Here is a 10,472-nt window from a genome sequence, read left to right as displayed (position 1 = left end):
GTTACTTTGGGTTATTGATTTAACAATTACTGATTGATTTGCCAGCTACTACCTACGATTTCCATTTTTTAGGGAATTCTCATATTCTTATTTGACGCTACCTGTATGATAAGGTAGCAAATGTATTTCTTTTAGATTTCGCAACTCATTAATAAACTCGCTTAAATTTTTAATATTGGTTTCATCGTCATTGATCCCCGTAATCAATGGAATCCTTATAACATAATTTACTTTACTGCGGTCGATTCTTTTTATATTATCGAGAATGAGCCTGTTATCAACTCCAGTCAATTCCATGTGACGTCCTGGGTCCATGTGTTTTATGTCTATCAGAACATGATCCGTATAGTCTAAAACTTCTTTTACCACTTCCCATGAAGCGTACCCAGAAGTTTCAATAGCAGTATCGATAAATTCACTCCTGCATTTCTTCAATATTTCCAATGCAAATTTATGCTGGCTTAAAACCTCTCCACCCGAAAGGGTAATACCCCCTCCTCCCCTTAGATAAAAAGGTAAATCTTTTCTTATTTCTTCCATCACCTGTTCTACTGTCATTTCCATTCCTATAATACTGCGAGCTTCAGAAAGGCATACTTTGGTGCACTTTCCGCATGCTTTACATATATTTCTGTCCGTGATAACTTTCTGTCGTGAATAATCAGCTCGTATGGCATGATATGGACAGACATCAATGCATTTTCCGCAAAATGTACATCGGTGGGCGTAATAATAAAGTTCGGGGGAATAGTTGTGGGTCTCGGGGTTGCTGCACCATTTACATCTCAGGGGGCAACCTTTTAAAAAGACCAGTGTCCTGATGCCCGGGCCATCATTTAGAGCATACCTTTCTATTTCACAAACTGTCCCAAGATTCATTTTTGTTTTCCGCATTTATTGCACTCCAAGTGTTTTAAGGGCGATATCCAGGCATTTATTTCCATCTACCAGGCCATAAGTTTGAAAATCTATGGTTGCCACGGGCACATTGAATTTTGAAGCCACATTATCTACATCTTTTTTATAATGTCTTACTTGAGGACTGAGCATCACAAGATCGAGTTTTGAAAAATCCTTTTCCTTAAAGCCCCATCCTGCTACTGCTTCTATATTTATATCTAGCCCTCTCTCTTTTGCAGCTTTTTTCATTTTTTCTACTAAAAACCCTGATGACATTGCATTTACACATATTAACAGAATATTTAAGGTTTTGTCTGACATTTAAAAAACCTCCCTATTGGCAATGAGTTTTTTGGCTATTCTCACCATTCTTTTGGCCATATCTCTTTCAGATTCAGTCACCAGCATAAGGTCCATCCCGTGTATCAGTAGAAGGGTAGGTTGAATGGATTCGCCGCTAGCCTCTTTTTGACATACTTTCATATGGATATCATGAGCTACCAGAAGACTCTTCTCTGCCTCTTCTATTAATTTCTCTGCTCTGTCCAACTGACCATCCTCACATGCATCCATAGCCTCGGAAATTTTCGATCTCGCCTCTCCGGAATTTGCTATGATTTGAAATGCTATCTGCTCTAAGTCCATTGCCCTGCCTCCTTTTTCGTTTAAACAGGGCTTGACGTATAACGCCGACCCCTGTAAAATTAATATGAATAATTAATATAATTAAGTATATTACCTGGCAGCGCCAGATTCTTCTTCTATAAGATGTTTTTCCCATATCTTAAAGAAAGGATAATAAAGTGCCGCACTTACACAGAAAACTATAACCGCCAGTATGACAGACCTGAAGTCACCGCCTGTCATGATATACTGATAGATGGGAACGGGAGTAGTCCACGGTGGCAATATATACGCTTTTGTAACAAGATTTAATTTTGCCGATATATATACTATAGTCATGATAATCGGTTGGCTTAAGAACCACGGAATGAGCATAATGGGATTGAGTATTATGGGTGTACCAAAGGTTATGGGTTCATTGATGTTGAAAATGCCGGGTATGAGCGCAACTCTTCCCACCTGTTTTAAGTGAGCAGATTTTGATCTCAAATAGAAGAATATAAGAGGTAAAGTCGCTCCCGAACCGCCCATATGTGCATAACTCATCTGCATGGGTTCTGTCCAGAAAAACGGAATGGGCTGGCCTGCCATGGCGGCCTGGGCATTAGCAGCAAGATTCTGTGTGAGGAAAGGCGCCATAACACCCCATACTACCACTGAGGTGCCGTGAATTCCGACTGCCCATAGAGCCTGGTGCAACACCTGCGCCAGCAATATGGCCGGTAAAGTATCGGCCACAACCACCAGTGGTTTGAATGCCGACATGATAATTTCTGGAACATTGAGGTTTCCAACTGTTCTGATTAACCATATTACAAGGACTATAACTCCTACTGTCGTTATAGATTCAAAGGATGCCATTATAGCCGGTGGAACACCTGCAGGCATTTTTATGGTGAAACCAGATTTTTTAAATAATCGCATTTAATTCCGCCGTACATATAGCCACTATTATGGCAGTAAAAAGACCGGTACCCCCTAGGTAATCGGCGGGAATAGCGTTTTTTACCATGGGGGCCGCCGCCAGCAAAAATCCCAGCATTGAAGTTATCCCCGCTGCTGTAGAATCAAGATCGTACGATGACGCTAAGGCCGATGCTACTCCAAATGCCACAAAGAGAGACATCAGGCCAAAAGTCATCGAAAACGGCACAAGCAAAATATTGCGATATGGTTCTACAGCAGCACTCCATGAATGAACAGGGGGATATGCTATAATCAGAGGTACAGAGCCGACTATGATCAATGGTATGATCCTCTGGATTCCTTGCCTGATAGCTGCAAAATGTCGCTGTTCTGCAAGTTTCATGAGGGGCGGCAGTACTCTTTCTTCCAAAAATTTTGCAAAATTGTCCATAAAACCCGACACAATACTAACCTCCTTGTTTCCGTTTTATTTTTAATGATAAAGTTATTTCTTCACTTTTTATAACATTCCATCATCTCCTCCAATCTATCGTTTAGATTTTGATAAAAAATCAAATCTGTCATACTTTAATTAATTTTATATTCTTTTTAATCAACACATCCTCGTAATTCTTATCAATTTCCGAGTCTGTTATAACCATGCTGACATCTTCAGCATTCAAAAGGTGCGTAACGCCTCTGACTCCGAACTTTGTGGAATCCGTTATTACTATTACATTTTTTGCCTTCTCAGCCATACATCGAACAGTTTCAGCCCTCATTAAATCTATGGAAGTAAAACCGGTTTCTTCGGTAAATCCATCCACGCCTATAAAAAACTTATCGACATAAATATTATCCAGGGAACTCCTTATCAATGGTCCAACCGTAACTTCTGCGCCCTTCTGCAATATACCTCCCAGTAAAATTACATTAATGTTGTTTAATTCTTTTACATAGTTTGCGATAAAAAGGGAATTTGTAACAATAGTTACTTCTTTTTTGCTGGCCAGTTCTCTAGCAAGGATAGCAGCCGTAGAACCTGATTCGATCATGACAGTTTCCCCATCCTGCACCATTTTCGAAGCTTCCCGGGCAATTTTTTTCTTCACCTTGTAATTTAAACACATACGATTGGATATGCGGTCATCAGTTATAGCCACTGCACCGCCATGGACTCTTTTTAACATCCCCTGTTTGTCAAGTGCCCGCAAGTCCTGTCGGATGGTAACCTGGGAAACGTTAAATCTCTTGGCAAGCTCATTTACATTAATTTTTGACTCCGTTGAAATTATTTTCATTATTTCTAATTGACGATTGTTCATATCCAACATGTCCTTTTTATAATAAATTTAAATTTAATTATATTTTCTTATATTTTCATTTATATTATATTATAGTTTCATTCGAAAGTAAATATTCTTTTATAAAAAATAATTTATATTTTTATTCGTCATGCCTTTATCTGATTTTTTAGTTCCTCTGCCATTTTTGATAGAATTTGTCCGGAACTGTTAATTTAAAAAAACCCTTTCCCTCCCCTCCACCCCGCATTAAATTAAGGATTTTCTGGGAGGCAATAAAGATTTTCCGTAAGGCAGTATTATTCCTCCTATAATTTCCCAAATGCTGCTTAAATTTGTATGAAAAAAGGTGTTCCAAAGTGATAGGGTCAAGGATAAAAAGAAAAAGGGATAAGTGGCGTAAACCTTGTTTTTTCAAGGCTTTGCACTTATCCCTTTGCTGTTCTTTATAGACACTTAATCCTTTATCCTTTTGCAAAATTGCCTCCCAATCGGATCATTATAACCTTAGCTTAAGCTGCTCTATAACTAATAAAAATCATCTGCGACAAATGCATTTTTGTTCTGTTAAACATGGGTGATTAGTTTAAATTTTATTTTGTTTAAGTTCATCTCTTTTTATGCGAATATTATAATGGTTGCGGGCATTTTATCGTTTTATCTCTAAATAAGTGACGAATGAACAAATTTAAGAATACTCCTGAACTCATATAATATATATTACCAGCATAATAATTTAATATCTTCAAAAGGGTAATGTTTTACGTTTCTTGTGACAATACATAGATTGCGATTTATAGCTATGGAAGCATTCAAGACATCTGAAACAGATAACGAGATACCTTTCTTAAAAAATTCCTGGCGGAGTTTACCCGCGAGACTGGCATCTTTATAAGAAGGAGAAATATAAATATAAAGGTCTATTAAAATGCTTATGGCATATTGCTGTTTTTCTTCGGCTATTCCTGGTAAAAACTCAATCAATGTCACATCGGAAACGAAAAGATCTGTTCGTTTATTTGTCTCATCAAATTTGAAGCTCTTTTTTTATAAATGTTATTCTTTCCTCTACTCAGGTCAATTAAGAAATCAGTATCCAATAAATAACCGTTTATTTGTAATTTATTCATGTATATCTCCCTGGCCCGGCACTTTGTCATTACCTTTAAATATTTGTTCCCACCGGTCAATGTCAATCTTTCGCATTTCATCTACATATTCTACCGAATCCTTTATATCATCAGAAATAAGACTTATATCCTTTTCGAGAAATTCCAGCCTTTTTCGCCTTTTCAATTCCTTTTCGATTGCTTCATAAATAAATTTTGAACGATTGCCCTTACCGTATAAACTGTCTATTTTCTCAATTACAGATACCGGTAAACGCACTGCCGTCATTTTTGTAACCCTTGAATTGTGAAGTTTTGACATTTAAAACACCTCTCTGTAGTACTTAAAGTACAACATTATTAAGGAGAAATTGCAATAAAATAAAATCGCAAATATCACACACGCATTTTCTCCATTTTTTCGCCCTTTCCCCGCACTGATTCAAAAAATTTTTGAAGATTTCTAGGGAGCTCATATTTCTGCTCGGTTTTATCTTCATTATTATCTGATGAGCCACTACTTCCATATATTTCTCTAAGTATCGCATCAATTATCATTGCTTTGGGCGGAACATTATATTCCTCGCCGTTATATATCCATACCCGACAGTCAACTTCATCGCCGCACAAATCACCGCATGATTCGCAAAGGGATTCTTTCGTCTCCAATTGTATATCTTTTCCATTAATTCGGATAGTAGGGGAACTCTCAAATCGATACTGTATGGCCTTTTCCTCACTATCAATGTGAATTTTATTTACAACAACCTCAACTCCTGTTAACTCAAGCACCCTTTTAACGTCAGCAACGGCTTCTTCAAGACTACTCTCGGTGCCCCGGCATCTGTCGCATACATTTAAATCCAAATACATAAAGTCGATTACAATTTTTTTCTTTTTAGCATCATTATTTTGCTCTCCACATCCGCAAATTGCATTGCAACAATTGTTATTTGCCTGAGTTTCACAACACCGCATAATAAAAACCTCCATCCATAAAAATTAGCTTCACTTTTACAGACGGAGATTTTTTAAAAAGGACGCAAACTACTTATGTGATTCAGCAATATTTGCAGCTGTTTTCTTTATGCTGGTATTCAATAATATTCCCATATCCATCGAATTGAAACTTGCAACACTCAAAAAACTTTTCTTTCAACATGATTCTACCGCGTTGAACTCTCGACTTAGCCCCTGATATTGACATGCCGAGTTTTTGAGCCAATTCTTTTTGTGTCAAACCGCCTAATTCTGTTAGCATGATAGCCTGCTTATATTTATCTGGAAGGCTCTCGATCATATTTTTAAGGCATAAGACTAATTCATTTATTATTTCATCTTCATCATTGCTGGTTACACCTTCTTCAGGTAAATCCGAAATTTCAGCCTTGATTCTTCTCCTTCTATAATAATCATTAATCGTGTTTCGTGTTATCCGGTAAACCCATGCATATATCCTGTCGTTGTCCTTTATCCGGTCCATATTAGTTAATATTTTTAAAAATACATCCTGCAATATATCTTCCGCATCCTGCTCATTCCCAACTTTTTTGCAGATAAAAGTTTTCAGGTCTGAGCTTAATTCTTTCCATAAAGCACAGACATCATTCTTAATGGTGCATACCCCCCTTAAGATGCAGTTCAAGCCTCATGTACTTTTAAGGAAAGCTACAGTCGTGAGCCTTTTATTGTCCTTCTTTTAATTTTTTATCCAGTGTCAGCACGCTGATAGCCTTTTCAATCCTTCTATTACGTGTTTCAGCCCTTTTGGCTCCGGTACCGCCTCTACATCAAAAGGAATCTCAATATATGCACCATCAATACCATCGCGCTTCTTTACTTCGGCGCTGAACTTTTGTTTCATACCGATGCTCCTTTTCTGTTTCTAATTAGATAGCCGCCTGTCTAATTCCTAATTATTATTTCCTTCTTCCTTATTATATTATCTTATCCTTCTATTTTCCTATTTTTCTCCAAACGGAAAAAGTATTGCTCACCATCCTAAATGCGGTAAACCCCAACATTGCACCAAGTGAGTTTAATATTAAGTCATGATAATCCCCCAATTAGTGTACATAACATAAAAAGAATAATGCAGCTTAACAATACTGGTAGATTATACTCATTTAACATCCTTATCAAACAACTTTTGGATATATTTATAATCAATGCTTCCTGAACTGTCTCGATAAAAGAATGGGTCTTTTCTGATAGTGTTGCTTGAGTTAATAATAAATTCCTTATATACTTCACCATTATCTTTATAAACCGTTGTTCTAAAAGAATATCCCATATAACCTAATGAAATCTTTTCTTTTTTGAGAGATACTTTATTGAGATTCGTAATGATATGTTCAATATCAGATGCGTCTGTTATTGTAATTGATTTTCCTGTATTACCATCAAAAACCTTGATTTTAGATACCGCTGACGGTGCGATGTTGGTGATTGAGCATGGAGTATACCACCAAATCAAACTTCCTATAATAATGACAACAATTACACATAATATTCCAATAAACGTTCTTTTGTTTTTCATTTATATTCAATTCACTCCTCACAAAATATAAATACTGTATATTTAAAATAATCTCCCCTCACCCACACCTCTCAAACCCTTGATTTTCCTATATTCTAATTTTCTACCAGATAATAAAGGGCGCTCTAAAATTCCTTAATTTCATCCCATTGATTAACATTTTTTCCTTAATTCTTGTAGTAATTTTTAAAATAAAGTTGGTTCTAAATAGTGACATGTTGAAAGGAGAATAGGAAAAAGTTTCATAGAGTAAGGATTAAGGTATACATGATTTCATTTCATTTTTCCAACCACGTAATTTGCACTGGGAAGCATCCCAGGGTAAGAGTTTATCCAGGTTTTTGCCGCTATTTAGTTGCTCCCATATGGCGGAGATAACTGGTGCAGCGCCTGCGTTGAATATTTTCATTTTGTTTATCATAACATCACCAGTTATCATGATACAACAATTCTGAAAAAAGTGTAAGTCCATATTTCACCAATTTGGCTGTTTTTGAAAAGTTTTTTGGGATATTCATTAAAATTGGCAGAATTTAATTCCTGCTAACGCTTTTTCTTATTGCTAAATGAAGAATGCAACATGCCCCTTGCATAATAACCCAATTGTTAATTTAAAAAAAACCCCTTTCCATTTCTCTCCCCTCGACCCCGCATAAAATTTAAATGGGATTTTCTGGGAGGGAATAAAGTTTCTCCGTAAGGCAGTGTTAAATTTCCTATAATTTGCCAAATATTTTTCTATTTTGTGTGAAAAAAGTTGTTCCAAATGGGCAGGATCATGGTTCAAGGAAAAAGGGATAAGCGATGTCAGGCTTCTAATTTCAAGGCCTTTCACTTATCCCTTTCTTTATTCCTTTACCCTTATTCCTCCTCAAATAGAACCACTTTTTTCGCATAGGTGGGAGGAATAAATGAAAAAGACACTTGATGCCAGCCAAATCTTAGTCTTTAACACGTTCTTTAATCCAATTCAATATATCCTTTTCCTTCATTAATCCTCCTGCAGTTTTAAGGCCTAAGTCAATTAATTCCTGTTGAGTGTAATAAACCTTTATATTGTTCATTTTAAGCAATATAATCATTACTGCTATACCAATTCTTTTATTGCCATCCACAAATCCATGGTTGTTAATCAAGCTATATGTTATAACGGCAATTTTGTCAATAATGGTGGGATATAAGTCTTTACCATCATAAGTCATAAAGGCTCTATTTAAAGCACTCTCAATGAGTCCTCTGTCTCGTACTCCAGCACTTCCGCCAGTTTCTTTTATGATTTTCTCATGGAACAAAATAATGTTCTCAACGCTTAGTGTTTTCATAACTTTGCTAACTCCTTAAGAGCCTCTTTGTTTTCACTGATAACAGAATCCATAAGTGTTTCAATCTCTTTCTGCTCTTTTGCTTTTACAAATTCAACAAAGTCAATAACTTCCTTTTTCCTTTCTTCAGTCAACTGCTCAAATTCTTTGATTAATTTTTCTGCCAGTGTCATATAATACACCTCGCTAACGATTATTTCAATAAAATTATACCACAAATATTGTTAATTTAAAAAAAACCCTTTCCATTTCCATCCCCCAACCCGCATAAAATAAGGATGGGATTTTATGGGAGGGAATAAAGTTTTTCTGTGAAACAGTATTATTTCTCCTATAATTTACCAAATACTGCTCTAATTTGTGTGAAAAAAGGTGTTCCAAAGGGGCAGGGTCAAGGATAAAAGGAAAAAGGGATAAGTGGCGTAAATCCCGAATTTTTCGAGACCTTACCACTTATCCCTTTGTTATTTCTTTACGACTTGAACCTTAATCCTTTTCCCTTTTTCCTCCCTCAAGGGAATCACTTTTTTCGCATGGGTGGGAGGATTAAATGAAAAATACAGCTGCTGTTGATTTAAAAAAAACCCTTTCCATTTCCAATCCATCAAACCCGCATAAAATCTACATGTCATTTTCTGGGAGGTAATAAAGTTTTTCCGTAATTAAGCTATATTTCTACTAAAATTTCCCAATGTATGCTCTACTTTGTGCGAAAAAAGTCTTTCCAAATGGGGCAGGGTCAAGGATGAAAGGAAAAAGGGATAAGTGGCGTAAACCTTGATTTTTCGAGGCCTTACCACTTATCCCTTCGTTATTCCTATACCCTTTATCCTTATTCCTTCATCTATCCTTTTCCCTTTCTTACCCCTCAACGGAACCACTTTTTTCGCATGGGTGGGAGGATTAAATGAAAAATACATGGTTTGGAAATAAGTGGTAAGGGTTAAGGTTTAGTTTTAAAACAAAATATACAATTATTAAAATCTTTTATTACCAAAATTATGAAAAATTTTGGTAAATTGTAATAATGCTACATTCTTGTTAATAATTGGGATGCAAGTATTATTGCTGCTAGTTACGTTTATCCCTTTCTATCACAGTTTTAGTATTACCAATAACCATTCTCAACTAACTAATTCATTTGCAACTGGTCATTTGTAATAACCATGTATTAATTAATTTTTGGACAATAATCCCTTTTTATCTCATAACTATCAAAATCTTGTGGTAGTGATTCTATTGACGCTACAAACATAGCATACGCAAGTTCAAGTCTGAGATTAATTGCAGTTAAAGCATCAATAAACTGTCTAATTACTTTTATTACACCTAAATAAATATCAAGAAGCAATCTCGACAATTATTTAATAAAATCACTGAATAATTCACATCTTCTTACAAAACTTCAATGTTGCTGTTAAAGATTGATGGAACAATCTCGCATGGCAAGTGCATATCGCAAATATTTTCTTTTTCCTTTTTTATCAAAGACTCAATGAGGTTCTTCTTTGTATAAAACAACCCTTTAAACCAAAACTTGCTGGCCCCTCAAGAGAATTGGACCAAAACGCACAACATGATAAAATAACTCTTGAAGGGGGAATTTTTCTATGGCAGCAAGGAAGAATTTTACTACTGAAGAAAAGCTCGCTATCTTATCCGAAGCTCAGAGCTCATGTACCACTAAAGTTGCTGTCTGTAGGAAATACGGAATATCAAAAACTACAATCGATTACTGGAGAAAAAAGCTTTTAAACCCTAACGATGG

15 protein-coding genes are annotated in these 10,472 nt (G+C 36.0%); 1 reads left to right on the top strand and 14 read right to left on the bottom strand.

Annotation, left to right across the window (positions count from 1 at the left end; all coding sequences use genetic code 11):
- Positions 1-87: 87 nt before the first annotated feature.
- The 14 genes from ACKX14_RS15150 to ACKX14_RS15085 all read right to left on the bottom strand — a co-directional run bounded on the left by ACKX14_RS15150 (position 88) and on the right by ACKX14_RS15085 (position 8,877).
- The gene (locus ACKX14_RS15150; protein WP_422449131.1) at positions 88-894 is read right to left on the bottom strand and encodes a glycyl-radical enzyme activating protein; all 807 of its coding nucleotides are present in this window, start codon (positions 892-894) and stop codon (positions 88-90) included.
- Positions 895-1,221: a PTS sugar transporter subunit IIB gene (locus tag ACKX14_RS15145; protein WP_422449129.1), complete on the bottom strand. Its 327-nt coding sequence runs from the start codon at positions 1,219-1,221 to the stop codon at positions 895-897.
- Positions 1,222-1,545 (bottom strand): PTS sugar transporter subunit IIA, encoded by a 324-nt coding sequence (locus ACKX14_RS15140; RefSeq protein WP_422449127.1) that lies wholly within the window; start codon positions 1,543-1,545, stop codon positions 1,222-1,224. It lies immediately after the preceding gene.
- A 90-nt stretch (positions 1,546-1,635) separates the two neighbouring features.
- The gene (locus ACKX14_RS15135; RefSeq protein WP_422449125.1) at positions 1,636-2,448 is read right to left on the bottom strand and encodes a PTS sugar transporter subunit IIC; all 813 of its coding nucleotides are present in this window, start codon (positions 2,446-2,448) and stop codon (positions 1,636-1,638) included.
- A complete protein-coding gene (locus ACKX14_RS15130) occupies positions 2,435-2,893 on the bottom strand; it encodes a PTS transporter subunit EIIC (RefSeq protein ID WP_422449123.1) in 459 nt (152 codons plus the stop codon). The genes ACKX14_RS15135 and ACKX14_RS15130 overlap by 14 nt, the downstream gene beginning before the upstream one ends.
- 118 nt (positions 2,894-3,011) lie before the next feature.
- Positions 3,012-3,755 carry a DeoR family transcriptional regulator gene (locus ACKX14_RS15125; protein WP_422449121.1) on the bottom strand — a complete coding sequence of 248 codons (744 nt, stop codon included), beginning with the start codon at positions 3,753-3,755 and terminating at the stop codon, positions 3,012-3,014.
- A 148-nt stretch (positions 3,756-3,903) separates the two neighbouring features.
- Complete coding sequence (locus tag ACKX14_RS15120) at positions 3,904-4,212, bottom strand: hypothetical protein (RefSeq protein ID WP_422449119.1); 309 nt, start codon at positions 4,210-4,212, stop codon at positions 3,904-3,906.
- 644 nt (positions 4,213-4,856) lie between these two features.
- On the bottom strand, positions 4,857-5,165 hold the full coding sequence (locus ACKX14_RS15115) for a YlcI/YnfO family protein (RefSeq protein WP_422449117.1): 309 nt from the start codon (positions 5,163-5,165) through the stop codon (positions 4,857-4,859).
- A gap of 74 nt (positions 5,166-5,239) precedes the next feature.
- Complete coding sequence (locus tag ACKX14_RS15110) at positions 5,240-5,821, bottom strand: DUF2703 domain-containing protein (RefSeq protein ID WP_422449115.1); 582 nt, start codon at positions 5,819-5,821, stop codon at positions 5,240-5,242.
- 82 nt (positions 5,822-5,903) lie between these two features.
- On the bottom strand, positions 5,904-6,488 hold the full coding sequence (gene sigZ / locus ACKX14_RS15105) for an RNA polymerase sigma factor SigZ (protein WP_422449113.1): 585 nt from the start codon (positions 6,486-6,488) through the stop codon (positions 5,904-5,906).
- A gap of 72 nt (positions 6,489-6,560) precedes the next feature.
- Positions 6,561-6,707, bottom strand: a complete 147-nt coding sequence (locus ACKX14_RS15100) for a hypothetical protein (protein ID WP_422449111.1) — start codon at positions 6,705-6,707, stop codon at positions 6,561-6,563.
- Between the two features lie 258 nt (positions 6,708-6,965).
- Positions 6,966-7,382, bottom strand: coding sequence for a hypothetical protein (locus ACKX14_RS15095; RefSeq protein WP_422449109.1), 417 nt, complete (start codon positions 7,380-7,382; stop codon positions 6,966-6,968).
- A 941-nt stretch (positions 7,383-8,323) separates the two neighbouring features.
- A complete protein-coding gene (locus tag ACKX14_RS15090) occupies positions 8,324-8,704 on the bottom strand; it encodes a type II toxin-antitoxin system death-on-curing family toxin (protein ID WP_422449107.1) in 381 nt (126 codons plus the stop codon).
- Positions 8,701-8,877 (bottom strand): hypothetical protein, encoded by a 177-nt coding sequence (locus ACKX14_RS15085; protein WP_162991243.1) that lies wholly within the window; start codon positions 8,875-8,877, stop codon positions 8,701-8,703. The genes ACKX14_RS15090 and ACKX14_RS15085 overlap by 4 nt, the downstream gene beginning before the upstream one ends.
- 1,437 nt (positions 8,878-10,314) lie before the next feature.
- Here ACKX14_RS15085 and ACKX14_RS15080 point away from each other — a divergent pair.
- A partial coding sequence (locus ACKX14_RS15080; RefSeq protein WP_422449133.1) for a transposase occupies positions 10,315-10,472 on the top strand: 158 nt, incomplete at its 3' end.

Origin of the sequence: Thermorhabdus hydrogeniformans, assembly GCF_049310025.1 — a bacterium.
In the GTDB taxonomy this organism is placed as follows: Bacteria; Bacillota; Thermosediminibacteria; order Thermosediminibacterales; family Tepidanaerobacteraceae; genus JBJYKD01.
Note: the sequence above shows the minus strand (reverse complement) of the source record. Positions and strands in the feature narration are given on the sequence as shown.